This is a genomic window from Facklamia sp. P12955, from assembly GCF_050409565.1.
In the GTDB taxonomy this organism is placed as follows: Bacteria; Bacillota; Bacilli; order Lactobacillales; family Aerococcaceae; genus Facklamia.
Genome location: NZ_JBNUPF010000008.1, coordinates 16,227 through 31,630, shown reverse-complemented (window position 1 = coordinate 31,630; position 15,404 = coordinate 16,227). Strand labels below are relative to the sequence as shown.

Annotated in this window: 16 protein-coding genes; 3 read left to right on the top strand and 13 right to left on the bottom strand. The window is 38.4% G+C overall.

Translation table 11 applies throughout. The annotated features are described in order from the left end of the window. Position 1: 1 nt before the first annotated feature. The 8 genes from rplV to nox all read right to left on the bottom strand — a co-directional run bounded on the left by rplV (position 2) and on the right by nox (position 5,152). Positions 2 to 358, bottom strand: coding sequence for a 50S ribosomal protein L22 (gene rplV, locus ACQV2G_RS03325; protein WP_428873243.1), 357 nt, complete (start codon positions 356 to 358; stop codon positions 2 to 4). 18 nt (positions 359 to 376) lie between these two features. Further along, the gene (rpsS, locus tag ACQV2G_RS03320) at positions 377 to 658 is read right to left on the bottom strand and encodes a 30S ribosomal protein S19 (RefSeq protein ID WP_090289515.1); all 282 of its coding nucleotides are present in this window, start codon (positions 656 to 658) and stop codon (positions 377 to 379) included. A 31-nt stretch (positions 659 to 689) separates the two neighbouring features. After that, positions 690 to 1,520, bottom strand: a complete 831-nt coding sequence (rplB, locus tag ACQV2G_RS03315; RefSeq protein WP_428873242.1) for a 50S ribosomal protein L2 — start codon at positions 1,518 to 1,520, stop codon at positions 690 to 692. A 33-nt stretch (positions 1,521 to 1,553) separates the two neighbouring features. Then, positions 1,554 to 1,850, bottom strand: coding sequence for a 50S ribosomal protein L23 (locus ACQV2G_RS03310; protein WP_090289517.1), 297 nt, complete (start codon positions 1,848 to 1,850; stop codon positions 1,554 to 1,556). Further along, positions 1,850 to 2,473: a 50S ribosomal protein L4 gene (gene rplD, locus ACQV2G_RS03305; RefSeq protein ID WP_428875087.1), complete on the bottom strand. Its 624-nt coding sequence runs from the start codon at positions 2,471 to 2,473 to the stop codon at positions 1,850 to 1,852. Before rplD ends, ACQV2G_RS03310 begins: the two co-directional genes overlap by 1 nt. Positions 2,474 to 2,498: 25 nt before the next feature. Then, positions 2,499 to 3,134: a 50S ribosomal protein L3 gene (gene rplC / locus ACQV2G_RS03300; RefSeq protein WP_428873239.1), complete on the bottom strand. Its 636-nt coding sequence runs from the start codon at positions 3,132 to 3,134 to the stop codon at positions 2,499 to 2,501. A 25-nt stretch (positions 3,135 to 3,159) separates the two neighbouring features. Then, entirely contained in the window at positions 3,160 to 3,468 is a 309-nt protein-coding gene (gene rpsJ, locus ACQV2G_RS03295; protein WP_428873238.1) for a 30S ribosomal protein S10, read from the bottom strand. A 340-nt stretch (positions 3,469 to 3,808) separates the two neighbouring features. Continuing rightward, positions 3,809 to 5,152, bottom strand: coding sequence for a H2O-forming NADH oxidase (gene nox / locus ACQV2G_RS03290; protein ID WP_428875346.1), 1,344 nt, complete (start codon positions 5,150 to 5,152; stop codon positions 3,809 to 3,811). A gap of 262 nt (positions 5,153 to 5,414) precedes the next feature. Between nox and ppdK the strand changes: the two genes are divergently transcribed. Genes ppdK through ACQV2G_RS03275 form a run of 3 tightly spaced genes read left to right on the top strand, consistent with a single transcriptional unit; the run spans position 5,415 to position 9,493 of the window. After that, complete coding sequence (gene ppdK, locus ACQV2G_RS03285) at positions 5,415 to 8,033, top strand: pyruvate, phosphate dikinase (RefSeq protein WP_428873235.1); 2,619 nt, start codon at positions 5,415 to 5,417, stop codon at positions 8,031 to 8,033. 22 nt (positions 8,034 to 8,055) lie between these two features. Continuing rightward, entirely contained in the window at positions 8,056 to 8,670 is a 615-nt protein-coding gene (locus ACQV2G_RS03280) for a helix-turn-helix transcriptional regulator (RefSeq protein WP_258436781.1), read from the top strand. A gap of 1 nt (position 8,671) precedes the next feature. Next, positions 8,672 to 9,493, top strand: coding sequence for a pyruvate, water dikinase regulatory protein (locus ACQV2G_RS03275; protein ID WP_428875347.1), 822 nt, complete (start codon positions 8,672 to 8,674; stop codon positions 9,491 to 9,493). A 70-nt stretch (positions 9,494 to 9,563) separates the two neighbouring features. Here ACQV2G_RS03275 and ACQV2G_RS03270 read toward each other — a convergent pair whose 3' ends face one another. The 5 genes from ACQV2G_RS03270 to rpsL all read right to left on the bottom strand — a co-directional run bounded on the left by ACQV2G_RS03270 (position 9,564) and on the right by rpsL (position 15,322). Further along, positions 9,564 to 10,778 carry a mechanosensitive ion channel gene (locus tag ACQV2G_RS03270; RefSeq protein WP_428875349.1) on the bottom strand — a complete coding sequence of 405 codons (1,215 nt, stop codon included), beginning with the start codon at positions 10,776 to 10,778 and terminating at the stop codon, positions 9,564 to 9,566. A gap of 122 nt (positions 10,779 to 10,900) precedes the next feature. Next, positions 10,901 to 12,088, bottom strand: a complete 1,188-nt coding sequence (gene tuf, locus ACQV2G_RS03265; RefSeq protein ID WP_428873231.1) for an elongation factor Tu — start codon at positions 12,086 to 12,088, stop codon at positions 10,901 to 10,903. 141 nt (positions 12,089 to 12,229) lie between these two features. Then, entirely contained in the window at positions 12,230 to 14,320 is a 2,091-nt protein-coding gene (gene fusA, locus ACQV2G_RS03260) for an elongation factor G (RefSeq protein WP_428873229.1), read from the bottom strand. Between the two features lie 79 nt (positions 14,321 to 14,399). Beyond that, a complete protein-coding gene (gene rpsG, locus ACQV2G_RS03255) occupies positions 14,400 to 14,870 on the bottom strand; it encodes a 30S ribosomal protein S7 (protein ID WP_090289529.1) in 471 nt (156 codons plus the stop codon). Positions 14,871 to 14,908: 38 nt separating this feature from the next. Next, positions 14,909 to 15,322 (bottom strand): 30S ribosomal protein S12, encoded by a 414-nt coding sequence (rpsL, locus tag ACQV2G_RS03250; protein ID WP_258436774.1) that lies wholly within the window; start codon positions 15,320 to 15,322, stop codon positions 14,909 to 14,911. Positions 15,323 to 15,404 lie beyond the last annotated feature (82 nt).

Sequence of the window (15,404 nt, the reverse complement as noted above, 5' to 3'; positions counted from 1 at the left end):
ATTAAGCCTCCTCTTTTTCTGATACCACAATTGTAATGTGGCTTGTACGTTTTAAGATCGGTGAAGCTGACCCTTTAGCACGAGGACGGAAACGTTTCATGGTTGGTCCTTCGTTAACGTATGCTTCACTTACATACAACGTTTCTAAATCTAAGTCATAATTATGTTCAGCATTTGCAATAGCTGACATTAATACTTTTTCTATAATTGGTGAACCAGCTTTTGGAGTGAACTTCAAAATAGCCATTGCTTCTCCAACTTGCTTGCCCCTGATAAGATCCATTACTAAGCGAGCTTTACGAGGAGCAATTCGAACTGTTTTTGCCATTGCTTTAGCAGATGTAATTTGTTCAGACATCTTATATACCTCCTCTTATTAGCGTTTCTTAGTTTTCTTATCTTGGTCAACGTGGCCTCTATATGTACGTGTAGGAACAAACTCTCCTAACTTATGACCGACCATATCTTCTTGGATAAATACAGGCACGTGCTTACGGCCATCATATACAGCAATTGTCATCCCAATAAAATTAGGGAAAATTGTTGAACGACGAGACCATGTCTTAATCACTTGTTTTTTCTGGGCATCTTGTTGAGCCTCTACCTTTTTCATTAAATGTTCATCTATAAAAGGTCCTTTTTTCAAACTACGAGTCACAATGTAGCCTCCCTTCAGAATTTATTGGTTATTATTTCTTACGTCCACGAATAATTAATTTGCTAGATTTCTTCTTAGCGTTACGAGTTTTAACACCCATAGCTTTTTTACCCCATGGTGTCATTGGTGATGGACGACCGATTGGAGTACGACCTTCACCACCACCGTGTGGGTGATCGTTAGGGTTCATTACAGATCCACGAACAGTTGGACGTTTTGATAACCAACGAGAACGTCCTGCTTTACCAATATTAATCAATTCGTGTTGTTCGTTACCAACTGTTCCGATCGTTGCACGGCAAGTTGATAAGATCATGCGTACTTCACCTGAGTTCAGACGAACTAGAGTGTATTTGCCTTCTTGTCCTAAAACTTGAGCACTTGTACCAGCTGAACGAATTAATTGTCCACCTTTTCCTGGTTTTAATTCCACGTTGTGAATAACTGTACCAACCGGAATATTAGATAGTGCTAAAGCGTTTCCTATTTGGATATCCGCATTGTCACCGGACTCAATTTTTTGGCCTACTTTAAGGCCTTTAGGTGCTAGAATATATGTTTTAACACCGTCTTCATAATGCACTAGAGCAATGTTAGCAGTACGATTTGGATCGTATTCAATTGTTTTAATTGTTCCGACTACTCCATCTTTATTACGTTTAAAATCAATCACACGGTAAGCACGTTTATTTCCACCACCGTGGTGACGTACGGTTATTTTTCCTTGACCATTACGACCTGCACGTTGTTTTTTTGACTCTAACAAGCTTTTTTCAGGTGTTTTTGTAGTGATCTCTGAAAAATCATATCCAGTCATGTTACGACGTCCATTAGTCGTCGCTTTATAATGTTTAATTGCCACTGCGTTACCCTCCTATTTTAATATTTTCCAGAATTACTCAGCGTCTTCGCCAAACAATTCGATCCGGTTTGAATCTTCTGTTAAGGTAACCACTGCTTTTTTGTACTTACGAGTGAAACCTTGATAACGTCCCATTCTCTTTGCTTTTCCATCTACATTAATAGTATTAACTTTCGCTACTTTAACACCTTCAAACATTGCTTCAACAGCTTGCTTGATGTGAGTCTTATTAGCACGACGGTCAACTTCGAAAGTATATTTATTATCATCAATGGCTAGCATTGATTGTTCGGTAATTACTGGACGTAATAAAACTTCTGATAATTGCATTATGCTAAAGCCTCCTCTACTGTTGAAAGCGCAGCTCTTGTAATTAAGATACGATCCGCATTAATTACATCTAAAACATTCACATTCAAATCATCAATCACTTTTACATTTGGAATGTTACGTGCAGATAAGTACGCTGTTTCATTTGCACCTTCTAAGATTAATAATGTTTTGCTATCAATATTTAAGTTGTTTAATACCGCTTTGAATTCTTTTGATTTTGGTGCGTCAAAGACTAATTCATCAACAACTGTTAACTTCTCATCCATAACTTTTTGAGATAGTACAGAGTTTAAGGCTAAACGACGCATTTTCTTAGGTAATTTGTAACTGTATGAACGAGGTGTTGGTCCAAAGACAATTCCACCGCCTACCCACTGTGGTGATCTAGTAGAACCTTGACGCGCACGTCCAGTTCCTTTTTGTCTCCACGGTTTACGTCCTCCACCGCTAACGGCTGAGCGATTTTTAACCGCGTGAGTCCCTTGACGTAGTGAAGCTCTTTGCATTACGACTGCTTCGAAAACTACCGCTTCATTAGGTTCAATTCCGAAGATTGCTTCGTTTAATTCAACTTCTCCTGCTTGTGTTCCATCTTGTTTAAATAATGTAACTTTTGGCATTTGCTCGTTCCTCCCCTCTTAGATATTATTTAACTGTTTTAATTGCTTGTTTAATTTCAACGAGTGACTTCTTAGCACCTGGAACGTTTCCTTTAATAAGAATCACATTGTTTTCGCTATCTATTGATACGATTTCCAAGTTTTGAATAGTGATACGTTCGCCACCAGTTTGTCCAGGTAATTTTTTGCCTTTAAACACTTTAGAAGCGTCTGACGCCATACCCATTGATCCAGGACGACGGTGGTAACGAGAACCGTGAGCCATAGGTCCACGAGATTGTCCGTGGCGCTTAATAGCTCCTTGGAAACCTTTACCTTTGGATGTACCCGTCACATCGACGATGTCACCAACTGCGAATGTTTCAACTGTGATTTCTTGCCCTACTTCATATTCTCCTAGCTCAACATCACGAAATTCGCGAACGAAGCGCTTAGGAGTAGCATTAGCTTTTGCTACATGACCCTTATGTGGTTTATTAGTCAATACTTCACGTAAATCTTGGTATCCTACTTGAACTGCTTCATAGCCATCTGTTTCAACTGTTTTAACTTGTAAAACAACGTTTGCAGGAGCTTGGATAACAGTAACAGGAATTAATTCACCATTTTCAGTAAAGTATTGAGTCATTCCGACTTTAGTTCCTAAGATTCCTTTGGTCATGAGTACACCTCCATTATTTTATTTTTTATAATTTGATTTCTACGTCCACACCGCTTGGTAAGTCTAACTTCATTAAAGCGTCTACTGTTTTAGCAGTAGGGTTAACGATGTCGATCAAACGTTTGTGTGTACGCATTTCGAACTGCTCACGAGAATCTTTATACTTGTGTGTTGCACGAATAACTGTATAAACAGAACGGTCTGTTGGTAAAGGGATTGGACCCGATGTCTTAGCCCCTGTTCTTTGAGCAGATTCAACTATTTTCGCTGCAGAAACATCAAGAGCACGGTGCTCATAAGCTTTTAAGCGAATACGAATTTTTTGATTTGCCATTTTTATTTCCTCCTTCGTCAATATAAAATATGTGACTTGCTCCACAAGAATTTCTAACAAACCAGCCCTTGGCAACTTGGCCTGGCGTGTCACAACCTCTCGTTTCACTGCATATCTCCCTCTTCTCGAGGGATTGTGCCCATTTCGGGGCAGAACCCTCCAATTGACACAACCGATATTATACCGAAGATAGATTGCTAATGCAAGCGATAATCAAAGCTTTCTTGAGTATTTATAAAAAAAGATAGCTTTTATGTTTTTTTAGCTGCAGGAAAACTAATATCAATTTTCCTAGAAAAACATAATTGCTACCTTATTATATAGAGGATTTTAAATTATCTTACTTTAATTGTTTTTTAGCTTTTAAAGCAGCCACAGTAATGTAATTATACGGTTGGTTAAAGTGAGGTAGGAAGAAGGTATCTAATAAGGCTAACTTATCAATCGTAACTTCTTCTTGAATAGCTAGTGAAAACATATGGATTAATAAAGATACATCGTAATCTGAAGCTAGCTGAGCCCCTACTATCCGACGACTTGTCTTTTCATAGACAATTCTTATTTTGACTTGATGATTTTCAGGCATAAATCCGGGAAATTGTGTATCTTCATGTTCTACATAGTCTACATCAACACCTGCTAGTTCAGCTGCCTTTAACGTCAAACCAGTTGAGACTAATTTTAAGTTGAAAATATTAATTCCGTTTGATCCCTGTACACCAGCTCCTTCCAACTCAGTACCTGCAAGGTTATGAGCTGCAACAATACCTGATCGAACCGCATTAGAAGCTAAGGCAATGTATGTTGTATCCTGAATGGCATTGGAGTAATTGCTGGCACAGTCTCCAATCGCATAGACATCATCATCTGATGTTTTAAAATGGCGGTCTACAAGATATGCTCCACCTTCAAATAAGTCGAGATGGTCTTTACCTAACTCGGTATTCGCTTGGAAGCCGATTGAATTAATTACCACATCTGCTTCATAAGTGCCCTTATCTGTTCTCACAGCCTTAACTTTACCGTTTTCACCGATATATTCTTGAACTAATTCACCAAAATGTGTTGATATGCCATTACGCTCTAAGTTTTGGTCCATCATCTTAGCGAATTCAGGATCATAGTAACTAGCTAGTGAAGTTTTTTCAGCATCAAAAATGCGAACGTTTTTTCCACGTCTCTTAGCAGCTTCAGCAATTTCGACACCGATATAACCTGCACCAATTACACAAACATTTTTTGCCCCTTTATCTGCTAAGGCTTTATCAACCGCTTGTCCTTCTTGGAATAATTTTAAGAAGTGTAATCCTTCCAAATCATGACCCGGGAATTTAGGAGTGATTGGCAATGATCCTGTAGCTAAGATTAATTTATCATAGCTTTCCTCAAGTTTTTCGCCATCTTTTTTCAGAGCGTATACCTTTTTATTCGAAAAATCGATGTTAGAAACCTCAGTTTCAGTATAAATTCGGGCTCCTTTTTTAGCGAAAGCCTCCTCGTTTGTATAGAAAAGACCCTTATAATCATCAATTTGACGACCTACCCATAAAGCTGTTCCGCAGCCAAGATAAGAAAGATTTGAATTACGTTCCAACATCACAATTTCGTGCTCTGGATAATTTTCTAACAAAGTATTTGCCGCTGCTATTCCAGCATGGTTTGTTCCAATGATGATCACTTTCATAAATATTTCTGCCTCCAAATTATTTTTTTCACAAGCTAATTGTACGCCTATATTTTACCATTCTCTCGAAAATAAGTCAATTTTTACCCTTCTTTTTATCATGTGCTTTCATTAAACATTTTAGCGTTTAAATAAGCAACACTATTAAACTTACATAGCGTTAAAAACAATAATTTTTGTGGCTTATTTTAGATTGACAAGTAATAGTGTGCATTATATAATACGATAAGTTGCACTACTTAAATTTTTAGGAGGTTTGTTGATGAAACGTGTTTATGCATTTGGTGAAGGAAATGCCAAAATGAAGGATCTATTAGGCGGTAAAGGAGCCAACTTGGCTGAAATGACTAGTCTAGGCTTCCCTGTTCCCCAAGGATTTACTATTTCGACTCAAGCATGTTTGGAATACTTAGAGGAAGCTAAGGGGTTAAAAACTGAGCTTAAAGATGAAATTGCCGAAGCCGTGAGCCATCTTGAAGAAATCTCAGGCAAGACCTTTAATGATCCAGAAAAATTATTATTAGTTTCCGTTCGCTCTGGAGCAAAAATCTCTATGCCAGGTATGATGGATACTATATTAAACTTAGGGCTTAACGATGAAAATGTCTTAAAATTAGCTCAAATCACCAACAATGAACGTTTCGCATACGACTGTTATCGTCGTCTTCTACAAATGTATGGGAACGTCGTTTATGAAATCGATATGGCTAAGTTTGAAAAAATTCTTAAGCAAGTTAAATTAGACAATCATTTGCACTATGATTACGAATTGACAGCTGAACACCTTAAAGGAATTGTTAAAGATTATCAAGCTATCTATCAAGAAGAATTGAACCATCCATTCCCTCAAGATGTTTACCAACAGATTTACGCAGCGGTTGAAGCTGTCTTCAAATCTTGGAATAATCAACGGGCTATTGTTTACCGTCGCTTAAACAATATTCCAGATGACTTAGGTACTGCTGTTAACATCCAAGAAATGGTCTTTGGTAATAGTGGCGAAACTTCTGGTACAGGTGTTCTCTTCACACGTAATCCCGCAAACGGTAAGCACGAATTATACGGTGAGTACTTAACTAATGCACAAGGAGAAGACGTAGTTGCTGGTATACGTACCCCTGTTTCAATTAATCGTCTACGTGACCAATTCCCTAACATCTATCAACAAATCATAGAATTAACTGAGAAACTTGAAAAGCACTATTCGGATATGCAGGATATTGAGTTTACGATTGAGGATAAAAAATTGTATATTCTGCAAACAAGAAATGGCAAGCGGACTGCTCAAGCAGCTGTCAAAATTGCGGTGGACTTTGTAAATGAAGGCATCTTATCACCCGACCAAGCCCTTCTAACTATTAATCCAGAATCCCTCCATACATTGCTACACCCTGCCTTTGATCCGAATGCTCTAAATCAAGCTGAATTAGTTTCTAAGTTGGGCTTGCCAGCCAGTCCGGGTGCTGCAACTGGACAAATCGTTTTTGATGCAGTCACTGCAAAAGAGTGGGCAGATGCTGGCAAATCAGTTATTTTAGTGCGTCATGAAACTTCACCTGAAGATATTGTGGGTATGAACTCTGCTAATGGCATTGTAACCAGTCAAGGAGGAATGACTTCTCATGCAGCGGTTGTTGCTCGCGGAATGGGTAAATGCTGTGTAGCTGGTTGTAGTGAATTGGACATCAATGAAGATAAGAAGACTTTATCTTATCCTGGTGGTCAACTAAATGAAGGAGATATCATTTCTGTAGACGGTACGACAGGATGTCTTTACATCGGTGAAATCCCAACAGTTGCAGGCGGAGCAAATGAAGACTTAGATAAGGTCTTAGAATGGTCTCGTCAGCATGCTCAATTAGCTATTCGTATGAATGCCGAAACAGCTTCAGATATTGAAAACGGTTTACGTTTTGGAGCAGTTGGTATTGGACTAGTTAGAACTGAACATATGTTCTTCCAAGAAGACCGTCTAATAGCCATCCGCAAATTCTTACTTGCCAAAAACCCTGCTGATCGTCAAACATCTTTAGATGCTATCCGTAATTTCCAAACCGAAGATTTTTCACATATCTTTGAGTTAATGCAAGAAAAACCAGTGGTAGTACGTTTGTTAGATGCTCCTTTACATGAGTTTTTACCGCATGGTCAAAATGAAATCAAACAAGTTGCTAAACAACTTCAAATTGATGCTTCTGAATTGAGTGACCGGGTGCAGTCTATGAAGGAAGTTAACCCTATGATGGGCCACCGTGGTTGTCGTATGGGAATGTCCTACCCTGACTTATATATCATGCAAGCAGAAGCAGTTATCCGATCAGCTATGAAAGTAGCAAAAGACGGTGTTAAAGTTAAACCAGAAATCATGATTCCTTTAGTGAGTAGTCAAGCTGAATTAATTCACTTGAAAGCAAAAATAAAAGAACACTTAGAAAATGTTCTAAAGCAAGAAAAGGTAAGTATGGAATTTACAGTTGGAGTAATGGTTGAAACACCTCGTGCATGCTTAATTGCCGATCAATTAGCAAATGACGCTGAATTCTTCTCGTTCGGAACCAATGACTTGACTCAACTAACCTTTGGCTACTCACGAGATGACGCTGGTAAATTCTTAAATCAATACCTTGACCAAGGCATTTTAAAAGATGATCCTTTCCAAACTATTGATACTTTTGCTGTTAAAGAACTTGTTGAGATAGCTGTAGAACGAGGACGATCCGTGAAAGAAAACTTGAAAATTGGTGTTTGTGGAGAACTAGGAGGAGACCCTCGTTCCATTGAACACTTCCACCAAGTAGGGCTTTCATATGTATCTTGCTCACCTTACCGTGTACCAATTGCACAATTAGCCGCTGCACAAAGCGCTATTAAAAACGTATAATTAATTAACTAGGAGGGGAACTATGAAACTTTCACCCCGACAAGAAGAAATCATCTCAATCGTTAAAGAAAATGAACCAATCACCGGCGACGAAATTGCTAGTAAGCTTGGTTTAACAAAATCAACATTGCGTAGTGATTTCGCTGTCTTAACCATGACGGGCATCCTCGATGCTCGTCAAAAAGTAGGCTATATTTATTCTGGATTAACTGAAAAATCCTTATTATATGAAGCATTTTCAGAGTATCTTGTTAAAGATATTATGGTCCAGGCTATCACAGTTACACCTGATACTACAGTCCAAAACGCAATTACTCACTTATTTATGTATGATGCTGGTTCTATCTATGTAATTGATGAAGAAGACCACAAGCTAGCAGGTATCGTGTCGCGTAAGGATTTACTCCGCTCAGCGATTGGTCAGTTAATGGATACACCCTTAACCATTATAATGACCAGAATGCCAAATATTATTGTCGCTCAACCCGATCAAACGGTGCTTGATGCGGCACGCCTAATATCTGAACACCAGATTGATTCACTGCCAATCGTAACCGCTGACTATGAAATACTCGGCAAAGTATCAAAAACTCATATCGTGAATCTTTTGGTTGAATTAAGCCAATCGGAGGAATAATATGTCAGTAACCAATTCTTACAAATTCTATGTCATTTCCGACTCTGTCGGTGAAACAGCCCTACGCGCTACCAACGCCGCTTTAGCCCAATTCCCAAAGTTAACCAACATCAGTTTAAAAAGATTTCCATTTATTAACACCCGGGATGAATTAAAACCCATACTTGAAGAGGCTGCTAAAGTGAATGCGATTTTAATCACTACTTTAGTTGATGAAGGTCTAGAAAATTACGCCAGTGAGTTCTCAAAGAAAAACGGATTAGATTATCATAATGTAATCCACCCCATTCTAGACCTTATTTCACAAAAAACAAATATGACAGCTACTGAAAAATCAGGAACCCTACATCGACTCGATGATCACTACTTCGATCGTATTCAAGCCATTGAATTTGCAGTGAAGTACGATGATGGTAAAAATCGTAAAGGATTCGAATTAGCTGACATTGTATTGCTAGGAGTTTCACGCTCTTCCAAAACACCTTTAAGTATGTACCTAGCTAATAAATCATATAAGGTAGCCAACTTACCAATTTTTCCAGAAGTTCACATTCCTGATGAAATCTATCAGGCTGATTCACGAAGAATATATGGTTTGATTGCCTCTCCTCTATATATCCAAAACATTCGTAAAAAACGAGTCGAAATGATGGGGTTAGGTGAAAAAGCTACTTACTCTTCACTTGAGAGAGTAAAGCAAGAATTGATGTTCGCAGATGATTTATATCATCAACTAGGTGCCACCGTGATTAATGTAGAGAATCAATCGATTGAAGAGTTATCTGAACAAATCATTGGTCACTATAATCGACTGATTCAATAAATCGTAATTACAATCACAAAAAAGCTCGCTCATTCAATTAAGAATAGCGAGCTTTTTGTTTTGATTAGTTTTAGAATCTTTGCTGTTCTTCTTCTTTTTCTTCGTGTTCAATGCTTTTTTCAATATTTTCTAGTTGACGTGCAGCAAAATCCTTACCACCTATTCCAACTGCAAGAGCGAAGGCAACAGCTACCGCACTAAGAATAATAATAAAGGCCGCGTTAACAATTGTTGGAGCAAACTTTAATTGGTTCAATGTCATGAAAATCGCCAATACAATAATAGCATAACGAACAAATTCTCCAAATACTTTACTACCAGAAACTTCTTTCAAAAAGCTTGCAAGAATATTACCACCAATTACTCCTACCGCTAAGATTAACGCTGCAGCTATTACATCAGGGATGTAGGCAATAATAGAAGTGCCTATCGCATTTAATACTTCTAAGTTAAGAACTGAAATAGCTTCGACAATAAAGAAAATAAGTAATAGTGATTTAGCCACTTGAGCAATCACGCTTGAAATTTGGATATGGCTTTCACCTTTAAAATTTAAATATTTTGAATATTGGTCGATACCAGATGTCTTTAATAGACTTTCTAATAAATCACCTAACAATTTTGCAATGAAGCCACCGACAAAAACAAGAATAACTGCCACAATTATATTAGGAATTGCTGACATTACAGAGTTTAATACACCGACAATCGGTGCTGAAATAGTCTGAATACCTAGTGTTTCAAGGGCCACTGTTAAAATCGGAATAAATATTAAGACATAAACAACGGTCGAAAACACTTCAGCTAGATGTGTATCATTGACTCTTTCTTTTTCTTCCTGCCCCGTCATCTTACTATACCACTTATCTAAATTGAAACCTTCTAGTAAGTTTTGCGTTAACTGTTTAACAAACTTACAGAATAAGTTGCCAATGAATATAATTAAAACGGCTGCAATAATGTTTGGAATGTAAGCAAAAAACTTCGCAAACATATTAGATATTGGATCAACAACCCCTGCCAATCCTAATCCATTTAAAATGAAAGGTACAAAGAAAAGTACAATAATAAAATATAATAAAGTGCCTATTGTTTCTAAGAAGGCATTAGATTCCTCATCGGTTCTAGCTAACCCCCATTTTTGTAATTTCAAGTCAAAGTCGATACTCTCCATAGCCTTAATCGCATATTTTCTCGCAAAATGCGCCAAAATCAATGCTGCTATTAATAAAAGTAATGAGCCTATTATTCCAGGAATAGAGCTAACAACACTGTTAAAATCCATCGTCATTCCCCTTTCTAAATTTTATTTACTTTTAGTATAGCATGATTAAGCTTGATACAACAAACATTAATCTAAAATAAAAAAGCCAAGTGAAATACTTGGCTTTTGTTCTTAATATTTAATTAAGCATTAATTTTAGTAACAGTACCTGCACCTACAGTACGTCCACCTTCACGAATTGAGAAACGAGTTCCGTCTTCGATAGCGATTGGGTGAATTAATTCTACTGTCATAGATACGTTGTCACCAGGCATAACCATTTCAGTTCCTTCTGGTAATTCTACAACACCTGTTACGTCAGTTGTACGGAAGTAGAATTGAGGACGATAGTTAGTAAAGAATGGTGTATGACGTCCACCCTCTTCTTTAGAAAGTACATATACTTCCGCTTCGAACTTAGTATGTGGAGTAATAGTTCCTGGAGCTGCTAATACCTGTCCACGCTCAATATCATCACGTGTAACTCCACGTAATAATGCACCAATGTTGTCCCCTGCTTCAGCATAGTCTAACATCTTACGGAACATTTCTACACCAGTTACTGTAGACTTCATAGTATCTTCAGCGATACCTACAATTTCAACTTCGTCACCTACACGAACTTGTCCACGTTCAACACGTCCTGTAGCAACTGTACCACGACCAGTAATAGAGAATACGTCTTCGACTGGCATCATGAATGGCTTGTCAGTGTCACGCTCTGGTTCTGGAATATATGCATCTACTTCTTCCATTAGCTCTAATACTTTAGCTTCATAAGCTTCGTCGCCTTCTAAAGCTTTAAGAGCAGAACCTGCGATTACTGGAATGTCATCTCCTGGATAGTCGTATTCTGATAACATGTCACGAACTTCCATTTCAACTAATTCTAATAATTCTTCATCGTCAACCATGTCTACTTTGTTTAAGAAGACTACGAAGTAAGGAACTCCTACTTGACGCGATAATAAGATGTGCTCACGAGTTTGTGGCATTGGGCCATCAGCTGCAGATACAACCAAGATCGCACCGTCCATTTGAGCAGCACCAGTGATCATGTTCTTAACGTAGTCCGCGTGTCCTGGAGCGTCAATATGTGCATAGTGACGGTTAGCAGTTTCATACTCGATATGAGAAGTGTTGATTGTGATTCCACGTTCTTTTTCTTCTGGAGCGTTATCGATTGAAGCATAGTCCTTAGCTTCACCGAATCCGTTTTTAGCTAATACAGTCGCGATTGCAGCTGATAAAGTTGTTTTTCCGTGGTCAACGTGTCCTAAAGTACCAATGTTAACATGCGGTTTCGTACGTTCGTATTTTTCTTTTGCCATTTGAGTAAATCCCCCTAATTTTAAAGTGTTTATAGATTATGTAATCTATCAAAATTATTATACCAAAGATATTGAAGTGAATTCAACGGATATTTCCCTTAACCTTGGTCTTTCTTCTTAATAAGCCTTTATTGCTTATGATTAATTTTCTGAAGACCCACCGTATTTTTTGATGATTTCTTCAGCGATTGATTTTGGAACATCTTCGTAGTGGTCGAATTGCATTGTAAATGTACCACGTCCTTGAGTTGAAGAACGTAAAGTCGTTGCATAGCCAAACATTTCTGATAAAGGAATGAATGATTTAACAATCTGTGCGTTTCCACGTGTTGAAGTACCTTCAATACGTCCACGGCGAGAGTTCACGTGTCCCATAACATCTCCTAAATATTCTTCAGGAACTGTTACTTCAACAGCCATCATTGGTTCAAGGATTGAAGGTTGTGCTTTCTTAGCAGCAGCCTTAAGTGCCATTGAAGCCGCAACCTTATAAGCTGTTTCAGAAGAGTCAACATCGTGATAAGATCCATCGTAAAGCTTAGCTTTGATATCTACTAATGGGAATCCTGCTAGGACACCATTTTCCATCGCATCTTTCAATCCTGCTTCTACTGCTGGAATGTATTCACGAGGAACAACCCCACCAACAATCGCATTCTCAAACTCAAAGCCAGCGCCTTCTTCATTTGGTTCAAATTCGATCCAAACGTGACCATACTGACCTTTACCACCTGATTGACGAACGAATTTACCTTCAGCTTGTGTCGCGGCACGGAAGGTCTCACGGTAAGAAACTTGTGGTGCACCAACCGTAGCTGAAACTTTAAATTCACGTTTTAAGCGGTCAACGATGATATCTAAGTGTAATTCTCCCATTCCGGCAATAATTGTCTGACCAGTCTCATGGTCAGTTGAAGCACGGAAGGTTGGATCTTCTTCAGCTAACTTAGCTAAGGCTAAGCCCATCTTATCTTGGTCAGCTTTTGAATCAGGTTCAATCGCTACCTCAATAACTGGATCAGGGAATTCCATTGATTCAAGAATAACTAAGTTATCTGGGTCACATAAAGTATCTCCAGTTCCTGTATTCTTAAGACCAACAGCTGCAGCAATATCTCCCGAGAATACTTCAGCAATTTCCTCACGAGAGTTAGCGTGCATTTGTAAGATACGACCTACACGCTCACGCGAATCTTTAGTTGCGTTTTGAACATATGAACCAGATGCCAATGTTCCTGAGTAAACGCGGAAGAAAGTTAAACGACCAACGAATGGGTCTGTCATAACTTTGAAGGCTAAAGCTGCAAATGACTCACTGTCATCCGCATGGTGTTCAATTTCCTTTTCACTTCCTGGTTCGAAACCAATAATTGGTGGAACATCTAGTGGACTTGGTAAGTAATCAATAACACCATCTAGTAATAATTGAACCCCTTTGTTTTTGAAGGCTGTACCACAGAAGACTGGGTATAAGTCAACATTAACTGTTGCTTTACGGATAGCTTTTTTCAAAACATCTTCAGGAATTTCTTCCCCTTCAAGATAAGCCATCATAATTTCTTCATCAGTATCAGCTACTGCTTCAACTAAAGTTGTATAATATTCAGCAGCTTTTTCTTGATATTCTTCTGGGATATCTGTTTCTTCTATTTCTGTCCCCAAATCGTTATTATAAATATATGCTTTTTTATGAACAATATCGACGATTCCTTTGAATTCATCTTCAGATCCGATTGGAACTTGCATAGCTACTGCATTTGCGTCTAAGCGCTCATGAAGGGTTCTTAGTGAATATTCAAAGTCAGCTCCCATTTTGTCCATTTTATTAACAAATACAATACGAGGTACTCCATAGGTAGTAGCTTGACGCCAAACTGTTTCAGTTTGAGGTTCTACACCTGATTGAGCATCTAATAAGGCAACCGCTCCATCCAATACACGTAATGAACGTTCAACCTCAACCGTAAAATCCACGTGTCCTGGTGTATCGATGATATTTACACGGTGTTCTTTCCATTGAGCTGTTGTTGCAGCAGAAGTAATGGTAATACCACGTTCTTGCTCTTGCTCCATCCAGTCCATTTGAGCTCCACCATCGTGGGTCTCACCGATCTTATGGATCTTACCGGTATAATACAAGATACGTTCAGTAGTCGTTGTCTTACCAGCATCTATATGGGCCATAATTCCAATGTTACGAGTTTTCTCAAGAGAAAATGCTCTTTTTCCCATGTATATTTACCCCTCTTTCCTTTTTTGAATCATTATCTGTTAACAAAGAATCACTAAGTTAACAATACCATTATAAATCTTACCAGCGATAATGCGCAAAGGCTTTGTTAGCTTCTGCCATTTTATGCATATCTTCACGCTTACGTACAGAAGCACCTGTATTGTTTGCTGCATCCATAATTTCACGTGCTAGACGTTGTTCCATGGTTTTTTCACCACGTAAACGAGAATATGTCACTAACCAACGAATCGCTAAAGTATAACGACGCTCAGGTCTTACTTCAACTGGTACTTGATAGTTAGAACCCCCAACACGACGAGCTTTAACTTCTAATAATGGCATGATGTTTTCAATGGCTTGTTCGAAAACCTCCATTGGATCTTGGCCTGTTTGTTCACGGATTACATCAAATGCACTATATAAAATAGATGATGCTTTACCTCGCTTACCGTCAACCATTAAACGGTTGATTGTGCGAGTTACTACTTTAGAATTATAAATTGGATCTGGTAACACTTCACGTTTAGGAATATTCCCTTTACGAGTCATTTAAACTCCTCCTTTCGAAAAATCGGTGATTGTTATAATTATGATTTAGGTTTCTTAGTACCGTATTTAGAACGGCTTTGCTTACGGTCATTAACACCGGCAGTATCCAGCGCTCCACGAACGATATGGTAACGTACCCCTGGTAAGTCTTTCACACGTCCGCCACGGATTAGTACCACACTGTGCTCTTGCAAGTTATGGCCTTCACCTGGAATATAAGCTGTTACTTCCATAAGGTTAGATAAACGAACACGGGCATACTTACGTAAAGCAGAGTTCGGTTTCTTAGGAGTCATAGTCCCTACACGTGTACATACCCCACGTTTTTGCGGAGACATTGTTTTTGTGTTAGAACGTTTGAAGCTGTTGTAACCTACGTTTAATGCGGGTGAATTTGATTTACTTACTTTTGATTTACGAGGTTTATTAACCAATTGATTAATTGTTGGCATCAAAAGTCCTCCTTCCATTATTTTCTTAGTCCACACATCCAAGTGTGTCATTTATAAATATAAATTTTCCGCAGGCTTGAAA

Bases quoted from the DNA above. Each gene is read 5' to 3' on its own strand.
- ACQV2G_RS03280 (WP_258436781.1), top strand. From the start codon at position 8,056: ATGAAACTTTCACCCCGACAAGAAGAAATCATCTCAATCGTTAAAGAA.
- fusA (WP_428873229.1), bottom strand. From the start codon at position 14,320: ATGGGAAAAAGAGCATTTTCTCTTGAGAAAACTCGTAACATTGGAATT.
- rpsG (WP_090289529.1), bottom strand. From the start codon at position 14,870: ATGACTCGTAAAGGGAATATTCCTAAACGTGAAGTGTTACCAGATCCA.
- rplC (WP_428873239.1), bottom strand. From the start codon at position 3,134: ATGACCAAAGGAATCTTAGGAACTAAAGTCGGAATGACTCAATACTTT.
- rpsJ (WP_428873238.1), bottom strand. From the start codon at position 3,468: ATGGCAAATCAAAAAATTCGTATTCGCTTAAAAGCTTATGAGCACCGT.
- rplD (WP_428875087.1), bottom strand. From the start codon at position 2,473: ATGCCAAAAGTTACATTATTTAAACAAGATGGAACACAAGCAGGAGAA.
- ACQV2G_RS03270 (WP_428875349.1), bottom strand. From the start codon at position 10,778: ATGGATTTTAACAGTGTTGTTAGCTCTATTCCTGGAATAATAGGCTCA.
- ACQV2G_RS03310 (WP_090289517.1), bottom strand. From the start codon at position 1,850: ATGCAATTATCAGAAGTTTTATTACGTCCAGTAATTACCGAACAATCA.
- rpsL (WP_258436774.1), bottom strand. From the start codon at position 15,322: ATGCCAACAATTAATCAATTGGTTAATAAACCTCGTAAATCAAAAGTA.
- ACQV2G_RS03275 (WP_428875347.1), top strand. From the start codon at position 8,672: ATGTCAGTAACCAATTCTTACAAATTCTATGTCATTTCCGACTCTGTC.
- nox (WP_428875346.1), bottom strand. From the start codon at position 5,152: ATGAAAGTGATCATCATTGGAACAAACCATGCTGGAATAGCAGCGGCA.
- rplV (WP_428873243.1), bottom strand. From the start codon at position 358: ATGTCTGAACAAATTACATCTGCTAAAGCAATGGCAAAAACAGTTCGA.
- tuf (WP_428873231.1), bottom strand. From the start codon at position 12,088: ATGGCAAAAGAAAAATACGAACGTACGAAACCGCATGTTAACATTGGT.
- ppdK (WP_428873235.1), top strand. From the start codon at position 5,415: ATGAAACGTGTTTATGCATTTGGTGAAGGAAATGCCAAAATGAAGGAT.